This window comes from Paenibacillus sp. RC67 (assembly GCF_030020805.1).
Classification (GTDB): Bacteria; Bacillota; Bacilli; order Paenibacillales; family NBRC-103111; genus Paenibacillus_S.
In genome coordinates this window covers 1,147,480-1,163,869 of sequence record NZ_CP125098.1, presented here as the reverse complement: position 1 = coordinate 1,163,869, position 16,390 = coordinate 1,147,480, and the positions used below count along the sequence as shown (strand labels likewise).

Genomic DNA, 16,390 nt, shown 5'->3' with positions numbered 1-16,390 from the left:
GAAAAAGAAAGACGACCAGGTCAGTTTGTGTCCTGAATTGCGGCACAAATCATCTCACGATCGTCCTATCTCACAGCTTTGTAGACGATATTGCACTTTATGGAAGACGATTTGCGACTTCGTGTTCCATTTTGCGAAACTCGCTAGGCAATACACCGGCAATTTCACGAAAAACTTTGCCAAAATATTTTTCATTCGGATATCCCGACTGAGTAGCCACCCAGCCGATGGTCCTCTCCGTACGGCTAAGCAGCTCCTTGGCATGATTGACCCGCACCTCCCGAATGTAGTCATTGAATGTCTTGCCCACGATATCCCGGAAGCAGCGGCTGAAATAACTGCGGCTCATATTCACTCTTCTGGCGACATCCGGCAGATGAAGCTCCTCCTGCAGCTCTTGATGAATAATATGTACCGCCTTGGCAACGCTGGCCTTCACTTCAGGGGAATAAGCTCCTTCTTCTTCCTCCTGCAAACCATCGGTTAGCTCCGTTCGCCAATTCACGTCAGGAGCCTGCTCCTTCATCTTGTCCACGATTCGCTTCAGCACTTCACCCATATGCTCATGTTCAAGCTCGACCTTCGTAATATAATCAAGCGCACCCAGACGCAGTGCTTCCTGAATGAATTCAAAATCCTGATGAAAGGTAAGCACAACCATCGCTACATTGCGATGCCGCTCCTTGACGGAGCGCATCAGATCAATTCCAGACATGACTGGCATAGCCAAATCCGTTATCAGCAGGTTGACCTGATGGTGCTCGAGAAACTCCAAAGCTTTACGGCCGTTTGAGGCTTCCCCCACGACTTCCAGGTTATAGTCTTCCCACGGCATCATGGAGATGAAGCCCTTGCGTACTAAATGATCATCATCTACCACCAGTACTTTCATCATCGTTGGCACCTCCCAATGAGTCCTCTGTCCTGTAAAATAATCCTTCCTTGCTATGGATGCTCTCTCGTAAGTCAGCTCATGAGCTCAGACTCCGCAACAGGAAGACGGAGCCGAATCGTTGTACCTGAACCTATCGTACTCTCGATATGAAAGCTTGCTTCCGAGCCAAACTGGAATTTGACCATACGATACACATACTGCAGCCCAATGCCAAGACCTACCCTTTTTCTTTCCGGATTATCTTCAAGGACAAGGCGATCAATCTCTTCCTGTGTCATTCCTTCTCCGTTGTCCCTCACTTCGATAATGACATGCGACTTCCCATCCTCCATGACAACTACCTCTATGGCGCCTTGATCCTCCATTCCGTGATAAAGCGCATTTTCAACCAAAGGCTGCAGGATAAATCTTGGTATCGGCAGCTCCAGCGCCTTAGGGTTCGCGTGAATATGGACGTCGAATTCAAAATGGTAACGTATTCCTTGCAGCTCCACATAATGCCGCAAAGCCTCGATCTCATCGCGTATGCGGGCCGGGCCTCCTTTGCCGAGATTATAATAAAGCACTTTATTAAGCATCGATACGAGACGATCAATGTCTCTTTGTCCATTAGCTCGGGCCAGCCAGCGTACTGTATCCAACGTATTATGGATAAAATGCGGATTAATCTGGGTCATCAGCTTTTCAACTTCAAGGAGAGCCTTGCCCTTCTCTTTTTGCTCGACCTCGTCAATCAGCTCGAATATGCGACTCCTCATCTCAGCGAATTCACGGTAAATGACGGCAAATTCCGATATGTGAGATTGCCTCGTTGGGAAGTGCTCATAATTATGCTTTACGCTGCGAATATCCGCATTCAGCACATTAAGCGGACGGTACACCGTACGCCATATGAGCCACGCGAGATAGCCGCTGGCCGCTAAAGTAAGCACCGCGAAAAATGCGAATTGTTTGATCCATCGATTAATTTCCTGCTTATATACGACTTGAGGAACGGCAGCCATCACTTTCCAAGACTGATTGCTCGTCTCCTCGAACATGTAGTACTCTCCTGAAGCCGTTTCCTTCATCTTTGCAGACGATGCAACGGATGCGATCGGAAAATCGGTCTTATTTTCGCTGTATACTACCTTGCCGTTATTGTCCACAATGAGATGGACCAGATGGCCGCCGAACTGGTCGTTGTCCTTAATAATGCTCTCCGCCAGCTTGAAGTTGGTCTCAATATAGACATAAACATCATCGCGATCCGGCAGCTCCACCTTGCGCAGTATCGATAGCACTTCATTCCCATCAATCGGATTTAACGAACGATGCGGTCCGAAATATGTTATTTTATCAAATCGGATCAGCACAGGAAGCTTCAGAATGTCATCATCACGCACATTAAAATTCTCAAACAGCTTCTGGTTATCCTTCGAAAAATAATAGAACATAAGGCCGAGCGTCGGGTTCGTAAAATGAATCAGACTGAGCTCGCTGCGAATGTCGTCATTCAGCCTTTTTTTCTCGTAATAATCAGCGGCCAAGTAGCTCTCCAAGTTTTTGCCCACTCTACCGTCAAAAGCAAGCTGCTGAGAGGTGTGGTTCAGTTGTCCTATCGTATCCTCTAACGAAATCCGTACCTGATGCAGGTTGCTCTGCACACCTCCTTCAGCCTTGTTTTGCAAAATGGCATACATGGAAAAATACGATATGCTTCCGATCAATATTAGCGGAGTCAACGAGCTTATGAATAAAATGACAATCAGTTGATATTTCAACGAGTACGGTCTCGAATAGTCTCTCCGCAGCATCGGTATGTTCAATAACCTTCACCTCGCTTGACGAAACATTAATAAAGCGCTTCCAAATTGAAATCTTCCGTTGTGACTCTTTGAATCGCCGTGTCCACGTAAACCGGTTTCCCCCCTCTTTATTGCTTATTATATAGAGCTAAAAATCGGCTTACAACCGCTTTTTGCATGGTAAAGGTTAAGTTTAGGTAAAGCGCTTAAGCGAATAGCCGATTCGGCACATCATGGGGTTGGATAGCATAAAAAGATATCGTTCTTGGCCATTTTGCCTTCCATCAATCGTTTCGATCTGGAGATGGCTTCATTCTTTTTTTATTTTTATTATTATGACAATAGCTGTCACTATCATCGTTTATTATAAATATCAAGACCAGCAGAACTTAGCAAAACTGGACTCCAAAAATTAATAACTAAAGGAGCTGTATACCATGATTTTACAAATGACCCCTTTTATCATGTTGGATGGGAATGCCAAAGAGGCTATCCAATTTTATGAAAAAGCACTACATGCAAAAGTCCTTTTTACACAAACCTTCGGCGAAGCGCCCATAAGCTCAGAATCCCCTGTACCGGAGAATATAAAAGAACGTCTGGCCCACTCCGTACTAAAAATCGGCGAAGCAGATCTGTTCGTTGCCGATAATACACCTGATCAACCGCACCAAGGAGGAAATGCAGTATACATCTGTATTACAACTAACGATATGGAAGAAGCACACCAATTGTATGACTCCTTACAGCAAGAAGGCCAAGTGAGCTTTCCTTTGCAGGAAACTCATTTTAGCCCCGCTTATGGTATTGTAACGGACAAGTTCGGAGTTACTTTTCAGATATTCACCAAAAAAAATGAGTAATGAGTAAGAGATTCGCTACGTTTTCTTTATTTATCTACTCCATACCTGCTACTATTACTATAGTCAAAAAACCGCCACGGATGGCGGTTTTTTGCAAGAAATGTATAACTTCTCTACACCCACTTACAACGACGCAGCGGCTTGACTTACTAGTGTCGAAAGTTGATCAAAATCGACCTTCTGGCCTTGACGCAGCTTTATGGTTTTTCTTTCGGGAGGCCCGTCGAACATTCCCTCCGGAAGGACAAGCTCATTTGCATTAAAGATCGTAAAGCTTACGGCATCTTTCGACGTGCTGATGACGGCGGCGTATTTGCCCTTGCTCAAAAAGTGGGGTTTCTTGTACTGAATGCGCTCTTGAATAGCCGGAACCGCCCTTCGAACTGCTTCACGAAGACTAAAGCTCAACTCTCTCTGCCATGGTTCCTTTACCGCCTCAATAAATTCCGTTACCTCTGGGTTCATCTCTCTCATTCTCCTTTTCATTCAATCAGCTTCTATTAACACGACGAACGGGAAATGCCCAAATCGACAGCTACTAAAAAATATTTTTAACTATTTTTCAGCATACCGATCTGGTCCAGCAAATCAGCCTCCATGACCCACTGTTTCGGCTCTCTTATTGGTTCCTGCTCAAAAAGTTGACGGAGCTCAATTTCCCCATTGCCATAGCCCTGGGGATCCGGCATTCGCATGGCCCATTGAATCGCTTCTTCCTCTGACTCCACTTCAATCAGAGTGTATCCCGCAACCAGCTGCTTCTCCCACGCAAAAGGACCTACCGTTACCTTCGGCTTCCCGCCGGGAATCGGATACGAAATCCGCAGCCCGCTAGTACTGGGCTGAAGCCCTTCTGCAGAGAGAAGCACGCCGGCTTTGTCCAAAGTCTTGTTATATGCCGCCATTGCCTCCATAAGCTCTCGACTTGGCTTCACGCCAGCCTCCGAGTGCCCACTCGCTTTAACAATCAACATAAATTTCATTGCATTTCCCTCCTCTACTTATACGACGAATGAGAAGTGGAATAATCGACAGAGTGTAAAAAAAAACGCAAATGGGCCTTATATCCATTTGCGTTTTCCCGGTTCAGACGGATGGTTTCCTCTCTGAACACCGATCCCTAACCTCATGATCTTCTTTAGCATAGGCCATTTGTGCATTCTGCGGCACGTTTTAGCAAAAGCTCTCTCTCCCTCTCGTTGCGCGTCAACGTTGCAGCTCGTTCGAACTCTTCACGCGCTTCAGCGAAGCGTTCCAATTTGACTAACAGATCGCCGCGAACGCTTGGTAGAAGGTGATACTCCTTCAACGACGGCTCAGCAGATAGCTCATCGACTATCTGCAGACCGAATACCGGACCGAAGGCCATGGCAATGGCCACCGCACGGTTAAGCTCCACGATAGGCGAAGGCATCGCGCGCGATAATGCTTCGTAGAGAGCAGCAATACGCACCCAGTCGGTTTCCGCGGCGGTTCGAGCTTGCGCGTGGCACGCGGAGATCGAGGCCTGTAGAGCATAAGGACCCAGCGGACGTCCGAGCTTTTGGACTCGTTCGAGCGAGGTTAATCCCCGGCGGATTAACAAATGATCCCATAACGCACGGTTTTGATCCATGAGAAGCACGGGTTCACCCGCTGGACCTACCCGGGTTTTGAACCGAGACGATTGAATCTCCATCAGAGCAACCAACCCATGAACCTCCGGTTCCATAGGAGAAATCTCCGCAAGAACGCGACCGAGTCGGAGAGCTTCCTGACTAAGCAAAGGGCGTATCCAAGTACTGCCCGATGTCGCCGCGTATCCCTCATTGAACATTAGATAAATAACTTCAAGTACGGTTGCTATCCGCTCCTTCAGCTCATCGCCCTCAGGAAGCTCGAAGGGAACTTGTGCTGTGCTCAATGTCTTCTTCGCCCGTACGATACGCTGTGCGATCGTCGATTCAGCAACGAGAAAAGCATGGGCGATTTCGTCGGTAGTAAGACCTCCGAGCAAACGGAGCGTCAGAGCTACCCGCGCATCCCGCGAAAGGATCGGGTGGCAAGTCGTAAAGATCAAACGTAGGAGATCGTCGCCGATCTCCCCGTCCATCACAATATCCAGGTCTTGCTCCGTGTATAAATCATTATCGCGACCAAACTCTTCATACTTTCGGTCGCGCAGCTTGTTCCTTCTTAACTGATCGATCGCACGCCGTTTTGCTGTTGCCATCAGCCAGGCACCCGGATTATCCGGTATGCCCTTGTCTGGCCATTTTTCCAATGCGATCACAAGCGCATCCTGCGCAAGATCCTCCGCAAGGCCGACGTCTCGCACCATTCGAGCTAAACCTGCGATAAGCTTGGCCGACTCGATTCGCCAGATGGCGTCAATCGTACGGTGAGCTGCGGTAGCTGTCACGATTTTCTGAGCCTCTCCAGTTCTTCACGAAGCGCAGCTTCCTTAGCCAGCGATTCAGGATTTTGAGTCAGCTCTGGCGCCTCGAACACTTGTCGGAGCTCAATTTGTCCTTCGCCATATCCATGGGGATCCGGCATGCGCATAGCCCATTCGATAGCTTCTTCTCTTGACTTGACTTCAATAAGCGTGTATCCGGCGATTAACTCTTTGGCCTCGGTGAAAGGACCATCTATAACCTTCGGCTTACCGCCAGGCTCGGGATAGGAGATTCGAATAGCATTCGAGCTTGCTTGCAGCCCATCGGCAGCAAGCAGAACACCTGCCTTTACCAGCTCCTCGTTATAGCGCTGCATTGCTTCGATCAGCTCTTGACTAGGCATAACGCCCGCCTCGGAATCTTTAGTCGCTTTGACAATCATCATGAATCGCATAATGGTTTTCCCTCCGAAATTATTATTGGCGAGTCCGCGTCTATCCTTTCTGAATGAAACGATAATCGGAAGCTCTATATGGACGACGAATACACTAGAGTTAAATCGACATAATCAAGAGAATTTTCAATAAAACTTTTACCATACCCCATTTTGGCAGCTGGATTTTTTGATCAAACGTTAGTTTCGCTTCCAATGGTTCTCATTTCCCCTGTTATCATGGCTATTTATTCATTCTCCACCATTAAACAAACTCCTTTTCGGCTTTGTACCCATCCGAGGACTTAATAGGATGCATGCTGCAGCTGCTCGATAAACTGCTTTTCCTCAGGATTTTTCTGAATCAGCTTCTCGTACAGCTCTTTGTCTTCCTTGCCCGATTTGGCAAGCGAGGCTAAATACCATCGAGCCATAATTTGCTGCACTTGCTCGTCCAACCGACCATTGATGCCCAGCTTTAAGGCTGCTGCAGCTTCATCATAGCGTCCTTCTATATACAGCATTTGACCCGCGGATATAGCCATTTCCGGAGTAACAGCGAACGGTGCTCCCAAATTGATCGTTTTAGGCATCGCATCGAGCTGCTTGCGCTTTTCCAGAAAATGATTGAACAACTGTATTCCTTCGCTGCGATGCATAGCTGCGGCCTTCGAGTCATGTGCAAGCTCCGCTTTTTGGCTTAGCTGGAACCGTACAGAAAGCGAGCGTTCATACAGCATTTGTTCCCACGGAAACTTGTCTAAAGCATCCTGCAGCACTGTCAAGGCCGCCTGATAATCCTGCTTTCTTATAGCTCTTATCCATTTTTCTTCCACAAGCTCTCTTGACCATGGCTCTACCTTCTGCAGCCGTTCCTCCAGCTTCAATGCTTCCTGATCGAAGCGTTCATCCTTTGTTTGGCTAAAGCCCGATCTCCAAAGGTTTATTAATAGCAGCATATAGCCGGGATTGTCCGGCTGCTTGTTCAACGCTTCCTGCATCCATCCGGTTGTTTCCTGGAGATCCACTTCTTGCTGCTCGTACATGGATTTCACCGCATTTTGCATCGTTCGTCCGCCTGAAACATATAATGCCCCTGTGATCATCAGGAAGATTGCTGCTGCGGATAGAAGCGTCCCATAAAGCGTAGCGGACTTGATGTTTACCAAGCTCCAGGAGCGCTTTTTGTTTATGTTGACAGGATTGCCCGTCTCGGCCACCCTCTCCGCTCCAACAGCCGCCATACCTCCCAAACAAAGATAGACGAGCGATGCCAAATAAACAAAGCTTAAATCAAAATCCATCAGACTGTGCATCAACAGAGCCCCAGCAACAATGACGTACAGCACATGAGGCTCCGACTTCACATTCGTCCGAACCAGGGCTCGAATATAACGGAAGGATACATAACCAAGCAGCACGATAAAAGAAAGGAGACCGACGGTTCCCTGTTCAATCCAAAGCTGCAATATAAAATTATGTGCCTGCCGACTTGTGTACGGATAGCTCTGATACGTTGGGTACAAGGATGACCACGCTCCACCGCCCGCCCCGAGTATCGGATAATCCTTAATCATTTTTAAAGAATCCAAGTAGAACACTCCGCGTTCCAGAACGCTGTGCTGCTCAAAGTTAATACTCCGAATTCTTTGCTCCAATGTTTGCGGCAGCAGAGTCAATAGCGGACTGTCCATAGCGACAATACCAAAGACAAGCAGACCGATAAGTACCAGACCAGATGGAAGGACCCAACGTCTTGTCCACAATCTCGATGTTCCCCTACGCGTTCCTGCGTCCTGACGCTCCTCTTTCCTATCACGCAGCAGAACAAAATGCTGAAGCGACCAACCAATCAGAGCAGCGCCCATAGAGACGGCAAGCAGCAGTCCCCAGCCTTCCCATATCGAAGCTGCCGCTTGATTCTTCTGCACAGCCAAAGCCGTTTCCGTCATTGGCGTCAATATCGCTAAAGTGCCCAATCCCGCCAGCAGCAGGTGAAGAAGAAGCATCCATTGTCTAGCCATCGTTACAAGCAGCATGAGCAATAGAACGATAAGCGGCAGCATCAATAGCGCTCCGCGTGACAAAGTAAGCAAGAGTGACAGCATAGCTGGAACAAGCATGAATGCATGAACAAGTGACACGGCCTTGTTTCTCGCAGTTACCGTACCATAGGCAGCGCAAGCGATAATGACCAGCAGAAATCCTGCATTGGCGTTCGGATACTGAAAGACGGAGTTTAACCGCAAACCATAGGATTCTACGACAACCGCCGATAAATAGTGCGCATTCCCGAATAAATTAAGAAGTCCGTACAAAGTCACGATATAAGCGCTCGCCACAATAAGCTGAGGCAGCAGCCTGCGTCCCGAAGGATGTAGCGTAATGAACATTCCCAATAAAAACATCATCGCGTAGAACAATTGAATCTGAATAAGCAAAAAGGCATAGTGTACGGATACAGCATGTATGTATGACAATATGGCACTGATAGGCATAAGCCAAACGAGCCCGAGCGTTATGCCGTGATCCCTCCACTGTTCGTGGTATTTCACAATATAAACTGCCATCATTAGAAGAAAAAAGGATGCAAGCAGAAGCATGCTTTGGATCGGCAGCTCATAAGAGATATTCGATCTTGGATCTCCATCGATCCTGGCAGACAAAAACAATCCCCTAAGGTAGGGAACTAAAAGCAAATACACCGTAACAAACAGAAAAAGTAACCCGTGCATCACCGCGCTTTGTTCCTTCTTGTCTTGCTTTAGTCCTACTCCTCTACTGCGGTACTTCGTTTGTGTTTGCATTGCGTTTACTCGTCCCTCCATTGATTTCACCCATCTATAGTAGCTTATTTATTACATAGACGAGAAAATTATGGAAAAAGTTCCTAAAAACATGAAAAATAATGTCAGAATATGTTTTTTACAATACAAAAAAAGCCGAAAGTTCTCAAAGGAACTCTCGGCTTCGTCATTTTGGTTTAAGGTTTTACGTCATAGATTTTGTACATGTCATCCAGCATGAGGTTTGCAGCTTTTACGCCACCAGCTGTATTCCAAGTCGTATCGTCTACTTTAATCAGCTTGTTGTTTTTAACTACTTTCAGGTTTTTCCACAATGGATCGTTCATCCATTCTTTTTCCTGCTGCGTTCCTTTGCCGTCTCCAGTTTCATAAGTAAAGTAGAAGACGCGGTCAGCGGCATCCAGTTCAGGCAGGCGTTCCTTGGTGATGTCTTCGAATGATTTCTCATCACTCTTAGGGTCGGAGCGAGGAATACCAATTTGTTGGAAAATAACCCCTGTAAACATGTTGCCATAATAGAATCTAGTTTTGCCGCCCATGAAACGAACAACGGCTACTTTCTCTTTCAGCTTGTCGCCAGCTTTACTTTTGAAGTCTTCAATACGCTTATCGAAGGCAGAGATAACTTGCTCTCCTTCTTTCTTTTTATTCAAAGCGTCAGCATACAATGTGAAGTTGCTTTTCCATTCTCCGCGCAAGGTTTCGGAATATACGGTTGGTGCGATAGCTTTTAGTTGATCATAAATTTTCTCATGACGCATTTTGTTACCAATGATCAAGTCAGGCTTCAAGGAAGCGATAATTTCAAGGTTAGGTTGGGATTCCGTTCCGACCGTTGTTACGCCGGCCATATCCGCTTTAATATGATCGAACCAAGGCTTTCCTGTGTATGATTCAACAGCGCCAACAGGTTTAACACCAAGGGCTAGCAAAGCTTCTGTTCCTTCGTTTGTCAAAATGATAACTTTTTGCGGATGAGCAGGTACTTCGGAATCGCCCATAGCATGCGTAACTTTACGTGGAGCATCTGCCGTAGCATTGCCTGCACTTGCTTTACTATCAGCAGCGCCCGGCTGTGCCTGTTGTTTCCCGCCGCAAGCAGCTAAAAACACTGTCAGCATTAATATGACAGCAAGCAAAGCCGCTGATCTTATTCGAAAGGATTCGTTCTTAAAATACATTTCTGTCTTGACCTCCCAAGTCCGTTACATATGATAATGATTCTCATTCACATCGATAATAGTACTTGAACCGTACAAAGTTGTCAATGTCTTTTTGTATGACCATCTTGTGAATAAAATAAAAAACACCCTTTTCAGGGTGCCTTTCATTTCTAGTCAAACAACGGTGTCGATAAGTAACGCTCGCCGTTATCCGGCATAATCACAACGATATTCTTACCTTTATTCTCAGGACGCTTGGCAAGCTGGACAGCTGCAAATGCAGCAGCACCAGAAGAAATTCCCACCAGTAAGCCTTCCGTTTTCGCCAACTCGCGCGTCGTTTGGAAAGCTTGGTCATTTTTCACCTTAAAGATTTCATCAACAATGTCTCGATTGAACACACTAGGTACAAACCCTGCACCAAGACCTTGCAGTTGGTGAGCGCCGCGCTTGCCTCCCGATAAAACCGCTGAATCGAAAGGTTCTACCGCGACAATCTGTACAGAAGGTTTTTTCTGCTTCAACACTTCGCCAACGCCTGTTACCGTTCCGCCTGTTCCAACGCCAGCAACGAAGATGTCTACGCCGCCATCTGTGTCACGCCAGATTTCCTCAGCCGTAGTTACTCTGTGTATCTGTGGATTCGCAGGGTTATCGAACTGCTGAGGGATAAATGAATGGGGGATCTCCGCGGCTAATTCCTCCGCTTTACGCATCGCCCCTGGCATCCCTTCCGCTGCAGGAGTAAGAACAAGCTCTGCTCCAAGTGCTTGTAAAATTTTTCTACGCTCGATACTGAAAGATTCGGGCAATGTAATGATAAGCTTATATCCTAATGCCACGGCAGCGAAAGCAAGTCCGATCCCGGTATTCCCGCTAGTTGGCTCAATAATGACGGAATCCTTTTGCAGTAGTCCTCGTTCCTCTGCATCCTTGATCATCGCATATCCAATACGATCCTTCACGCTTCCAGCCGGGTTGAAGTATTCCAGCTTAGCAATCACTGTCGCTTCTAGTTGATGCGTTTGGCCGAATTTGGCAAGCTGGAGCAATGGTGTATTTCCTATAAGATCAGTCAAGTTGTTAGCTATATTTGGCATATAAACCCCTCCTGTGAAACAATAATGATATGATTCCCTATCACTTAGTATTCAAATCTTATCACCAAAAAAATAGAAAGTAAAATAACGCAGCTAAGACACAAACGGATGATATAGCTATTTTCGCCATTTTTAAAGCAATCAGGGACACATTGGGTAAGCTCTGCTAGATTCGAGTTACATACAGCCCCCATCTTTTTACCGTTCACACAAAAACTTCTGTCATATAATGTTATATGATAAAAATCTCGATGTCCTTCCTAGATGCGAGACCACGCTTAGCAGCCAATAGAAAGTTCTTCTCTACGATCATGTTTTAGTGAAGTTATTCTTTCCAATGTAGCAAAAAAAAGCCCTGCTATGACTTTGAGCCATAACAGGGCCTGCTTGGTTTCTCTTGCTTATTGAGGCATTAAGCGGGTCGCTACGCCGATTCGGTTCCATGCATTGATCGTTACGATCTGCATAATGATTTCGGCGATTTGTTTCTCATTAAAGAAGTTCTCCAATTCATCGTACACCTCGTCTGGGACATGAGTCTCAGCAAGCAAGGTGATCGATTCCGTGAGAGCTAGCACTGCGCGCTCCGCATCCGTAAAGAATGGTGTCTCTCTCCAAGCGCTCAAAGCATAAATCCGCTGCTCCGTTTCACCCAGCTTGCGGGCTTCCTTGGTGTGCATATCGATACAAAATGCGCATGAGTTCACTTGGGAAGCGCGAATTTTGATGAGTTCCTTCAGTTTTTTATCAATACTTGTGCCCACCACATATTGTTCGAGCCCTAGCATCGCTTGATAACCCTCTGGAGCGGCTTGGTTCATAAATAATCTTGTTTTCATCTAAATGGCCTCCTCATATCCCGTTCGTACAGGATTGTTTTGTCTTTACACTAATTAAGACAATTGAGAAGCCGTTTTGTGACATCAAATCATAAATGATGAAAAAAACTTTTTACGCACTGGCTGAATAGACCGCAGAAGCTTTCTTACGCCGTATCATCAATAGATAACATACGACAGCACCGACATCCGCTACCGCAATAACGATTCCCATGGGTACAGCCGTTCCACTACCGCCAAGGCCGACAAGCGGAGCTACAACGCCACCGGCAATGAAGGATAACAATCCGAGAAGAGCTGATGCGCTTCCCGCTGCCTGCGCTTGATTCTGCATCGCCAGAGCGAACGATGTTGCACTGACGATCCCTACGCTCGATACGACAAAGAACAGCGGCACCAGAATCGCGTACAGCCCAGCACCGACAAGAATCATGGCAAGCAGGGTAACGCCCCCAAGCATAGCCAGGACAAGACCGCTGACGAGCAGCTTCTTCTCGCCAAGTTTGCCAGCCAGTCTACCCGTAACTTGGCCTGCAATAATAATGCCAAGTCCGTTAATGGCAAAAAACATACTATACATTTGCGGCGAAGCGCCGAAAATATTTTGAATGACAAATGGAGAGCCAGATATATACGCGAACATGGCTGCAATAACCAAGCCTTGTGATAGCGCATAGCCCATGAACATTCGGTCGCTCGCCAAGCTTCGGAACGTTTTTAACGTATTGGCAATGCCTCCCTTGGAGCGTCGTTGGACAGGCAACGTTTCTGGCAGGCCGAATAGGACCGCAATCAGCATGAGTACTCCGAATATACTTAATACGACGAAAACGCCAGGCCAAGCCGTGGCACGAAGCAGCTGTCCTCCGGCAATAGGAGCGAAAATAGGTGCAACCCCGTTAACAAGCATTAATAGGGAGAAAAATTTCGTCAATTCCGTTCCCGAGTACATATCGCGTACGACCGCGCGAGAGATTACAATACCAGCTGCGCCGGCAAAGCCTTGAATAAATCGAAGCACAATCAATGCCCAGATGGACGGACTAAAAGCACACAAAAGCGAAGCAACTGTATAGACTAGCAATCCGGCAATAAGCGGCATGCGACGACCTCTAACATCACTTAAGGGACCAGCCAGCAGCTGTCCGAGCGAAAGCCCAAGCAAGCAAAAGGTGAGACTAAGCTGAGCTAGTGAAGTCGTTGTATGAAGATCGTCCGCGAGTGTAGGTAACGCCGGTAAATACATATCGATGGACAGCGGGCCGAAGGATGCCAGCGCTCCCAGCACCAGTGCCATCCACAACCGCCGCGAAGGAGCGGTCGACGGTAAGGCATCATTATGATGATCTGTCATGGGATCAATCCTTTCTTTATTTTTATTAGCTAGCTAATCACATTACTGCAGTGCCTCCAAATCGCTATGCATTTGCAGCAGTAATCGACGAAATAGCATCTTTTCCTCCAAACTAAAATGCTGAAAGCATTGTTCTTCAATGATACTCAGTGCTTCCTTTACTTTCTCCGCGGCAAAGCGCCCCTTATCCGTAAGATACACTCTGGATATGCGCTGATCGGCTGAATCAGCTCTTCTTTCGACCAACCCTACCTTTTCCATGCGTGTTATCATGACGGTAAGTGTCGCCGGTTGAATATGAATATTCGAGGCAAGCTCCTTCTGGATTTGGCCATCCTGCTCTGCCAGTCTTAGCAGCAGCGGGGGTTGACCTGGATACACTTCATATTCTTGGATCAGCTTATCGACACTCTGTCTATGAAGCTTCAACACATGCTTCATAAGACGCGTCAGAGCATCCGTATGTTGGAAATTCATTACCGACCCCACCTTTTAATTAGTCAACTAACCAAATGCTAGTGTAGAGGAATTTGCCCCTTTCGTCAACCCTTTTGAAGTAGTAATCTCGTTAGTTTTCGCGAAAATAATGTGAGTTTTAGCTATGTTGGGACTAGATTAATTTCGCTAAGCTTAGAAGTAACGCTCGCAATATCATCTACGCATGGCGGGCGTCTTAATTACAGAACGGGAGGTGAAAGTCTGGCGCTCAGCGTAGTGCGGCAGTCATTGATTTGCTGCACCAGCAACATAAAATGAAGGAGGATGCTTGATGAAGAAAAGCTCAAGAACACCATTCGGTTGGCTAAGAAGTCGCACCATGTCCGTATCGGTATTATTTCTACTATGCTTCACGTTGGTTCCTTTTTTTGCTGTCTCCACAGCCTTTGCTGCAACTAAAACCGTGCCCGCCGGAGATGTTGCAACGCTTCGCAGTTACTTAGCCAGCGCACAACCAGGAGATATTATTGAAGTTTCCGGAACCTATAATGTTTCCGACGGTACGATAAGCACTTCTGTAAGCGGTTCCAGCGGTAACTATATTACGATTCGCGGAACGGGTAGCGGCGCTACTTTTAACTTCACGGCTTCGGCCGGTAATTCCTCTGTGTATATTAAACATAACTATTACAAGCTGGAGAACCTGACGATCAACTCCAATTCGAATTCCAATAAAGGGCTCTTAATCGAAGCATCCCATGGCTACGTAACGAATGTCACCGTAAAAAACACGTTAGCTGAAGGCTTCAAAATCCGTAAAAACAGCCAATACTGGCTGCTGCAGAATTGCTCTGCCCAATATACGGGACAAAGCGGCAAGTTTGGCGAAGGTTTCTATGTTGGGGATGCAGATCAAAATTGGACTACCGCGCCGAATGCCGACCAAAGCGGTTATATTACGTTCCTTAACTGCAGCGCCATTCAAACGAAAAATGACGGCTTCGATTTCAAGGAAGGCACCCATGACATTAAAGTGATCGGCGCCAACATCGATTTCCAAAATACTGTACCTGAGGAGACCGTGGGCAATAATGGGTTGTTCATCCGCGCTAACAACGTGCAGGTCATCAACACAACGATCAAAAATAACGCTGGCCCAGGGCAAGGAGTCCGTGCCAACAAAATGACAGCCTCGGATAACAACTCCTACGGCAGCAATTTGGAATTGAAAGCTTTAACAGGGAACAATTTAACTGGCTCCCTGATTTACAGCAGCTTCACCAACAATACATTATATTCTGATTATACTTCCACCAACGTAGCAGGCGGGCTGTATGCGTCCGGCTCCAAAACAGCCACATCTGCAAGTCCATCGTCTTTTGTTGAAAAAACTTGGAGCGGTGAGGGCGGAGATACTTACAGCGGTGGCACTACACCTACCCCCACCAATCTGGCGCTGAATAAAACGGCTACCGCATCGACCGAATGGAGCGCCACTTATGCAGCCGGTAAAGCATTTGACGGTACGACGAGCACTCGCTGGGCTTCCGCTTCCGGAACGAATGCTGGGCAATGGCTGAGAGTCGACCTCGGCTCCAGCCAAACTTACAGCAAAGTCGTTATCCAAGAGACGAACTTTGCTAATATCACATCGTTCAAGCTGCAATCTTCCAATGACGGCTCCACGTTCACTGACATTACAAGCGGCACAACAATTGGTGCTTCGAAAACGATCACGTTCTCTCCTGTGACATCACGCTACATCCGCTTGAATGTCGTATCCGCTTCCGATGAAGCGAACGTCAACGAATTTGAAGTCTACGCCAATTAATCGGTTGTAACACGAAATAAGGCCTATCTCCTGAAGGGTATTCCCCTGACGAAGATAGGCTTTTTAAAATTTGTACGGTAAAAAGGGAATTACACTTTATTATTCAGTTCATTGTAAGTACTTAGTATTCAAAGCTCGTGTTATTAATGCTGTTATATTCTCTTACTAACTTGTTTATAACTCTCCTCGTCTTTTCGCAACATCCATTCAAATAAGGTCCTCAAATAGATAAACATTAACCCAAGGAAGTCGTATCAAACAGACAATCTTGTGAGGCCTTTAAATAGGAGGTTATTAACATTGTTCTTGGAGAAGAATTGCACTTGAATTGTTTTATGATCTAAGGTTCCAGTTTATTCAGAGAGATGATTCAATCTATTCTTTATTAATCTTTTTAAGAGAAAGGCTTGTCAAAGCCCATAGAAATAGTGATTTAAGAGAAAGAGAGCAAGATAAGATTTATAATTATGCTGAGTGGTGTTACAACCAGCACCCTAGATGT

At 46.5% G+C, this 16,390-nt stretch carries 14 protein-coding genes; 2 read left to right on the top strand and 12 right to left on the bottom strand.

What is annotated here, in order from left to right:
• Positions 1-97 precede the first annotated feature (97 nt).
• Positions 98-895 (bottom strand): response regulator transcription factor, encoded by a 798-nt coding sequence (locus QMA13_RS05410; RefSeq protein WP_282940016.1) that lies wholly within the window; start codon positions 893-895, stop codon positions 98-100.
• A gap of 71 nt (positions 896-966) precedes the next feature.
• Entirely contained in the window at positions 967-2,703 is a 1,737-nt protein-coding gene (locus tag QMA13_RS05405) for a sensor histidine kinase (RefSeq protein WP_282940015.1), read from the bottom strand.
• Between the two features lie 416 nt (positions 2,704-3,119).
• Here QMA13_RS05405 and QMA13_RS05400 point away from each other — a divergent pair, with 416 nt between their 5' ends.
• Positions 3,120-3,545, top strand: coding sequence for a VOC family protein (locus QMA13_RS05400; RefSeq protein WP_282940014.1), 426 nt, complete (start codon positions 3,120-3,122; stop codon positions 3,543-3,545).
• Between the two features lie 123 nt (positions 3,546-3,668).
• Here the strand turns inward: QMA13_RS05400 and QMA13_RS05395 are convergent, their stop codons facing one another.
• The 10 genes from QMA13_RS05395 to QMA13_RS05350 form a co-directional block, all read right to left on the bottom strand.
• Positions 3,669-4,010: a DUF1801 domain-containing protein gene (locus QMA13_RS05395; protein ID WP_282940013.1), complete on the bottom strand. Its 342-nt coding sequence runs from the start codon at positions 4,008-4,010 to the stop codon at positions 3,669-3,671.
• A gap of 86 nt (positions 4,011-4,096) precedes the next feature.
• Positions 4,097-4,528: a YciI family protein gene (locus tag QMA13_RS05390; protein ID WP_282940012.1), complete on the bottom strand. Its 432-nt coding sequence runs from the start codon at positions 4,526-4,528 to the stop codon at positions 4,097-4,099.
• 155 nt (positions 4,529-4,683) lie between these two features.
• Complete coding sequence (locus QMA13_RS05385) at positions 4,684-5,946, bottom strand: RNA polymerase sigma factor (RefSeq protein WP_282940011.1); 1,263 nt, start codon at positions 5,944-5,946, stop codon at positions 4,684-4,686.
• Positions 5,943-6,377, bottom strand: a complete 435-nt coding sequence (locus tag QMA13_RS05380) for a YciI family protein (RefSeq protein WP_282940010.1) — start codon at positions 6,375-6,377, stop codon at positions 5,943-5,945. The genes QMA13_RS05385 and QMA13_RS05380 overlap by 4 nt, the downstream gene beginning before the upstream one ends.
• A 284-nt stretch (positions 6,378-6,661) precedes the next feature.
• Entirely contained in the window at positions 6,662-9,163 is a 2,502-nt protein-coding gene (locus QMA13_RS05375) for an O-antigen ligase family protein (RefSeq protein WP_282940009.1), read from the bottom strand.
• Between the two features lie 176 nt (positions 9,164-9,339).
• Positions 9,340-10,344, bottom strand: a complete 1,005-nt coding sequence (locus QMA13_RS05370; protein WP_282940008.1) for an ABC transporter substrate-binding protein — start codon at positions 10,342-10,344, stop codon at positions 9,340-9,342.
• A gap of 152 nt (positions 10,345-10,496) precedes the next feature.
• The gene (cysK, locus tag QMA13_RS05365; protein ID WP_282940007.1) at positions 10,497-11,426 is read right to left on the bottom strand and encodes a cysteine synthase A; all 930 of its coding nucleotides are present in this window, start codon (positions 11,424-11,426) and stop codon (positions 10,497-10,499) included.
• 401 nt (positions 11,427-11,827) lie between these two features.
• Positions 11,828-12,265, bottom strand: coding sequence for a carboxymuconolactone decarboxylase family protein (locus QMA13_RS05360; RefSeq protein WP_282940006.1), 438 nt, complete (start codon positions 12,263-12,265; stop codon positions 11,828-11,830).
• A gap of 112 nt (positions 12,266-12,377) precedes the next feature.
• On the bottom strand, positions 12,378-13,619 hold the full coding sequence (locus QMA13_RS05355) for a multidrug effflux MFS transporter (protein WP_282940005.1): 1,242 nt from the start codon (positions 13,617-13,619) through the stop codon (positions 12,378-12,380).
• Positions 13,620-13,661: 42 nt separating this feature from the next.
• Positions 13,662-14,096, bottom strand: a complete 435-nt coding sequence (locus QMA13_RS05350) for a MarR family winged helix-turn-helix transcriptional regulator (protein ID WP_282940004.1) — start codon at positions 14,094-14,096, stop codon at positions 13,662-13,664.
• Between the two features lie 292 nt (positions 14,097-14,388).
• Between QMA13_RS05350 and QMA13_RS05345 the strand changes: the two genes are divergently transcribed.
• Positions 14,389-15,888: a discoidin domain-containing protein gene (locus QMA13_RS05345; protein WP_282940003.1), complete on the top strand. Its 1,500-nt coding sequence runs from the start codon at positions 14,389-14,391 to the stop codon at positions 15,886-15,888.
• Positions 15,889-16,390: the final 502 nt, after the last annotated feature.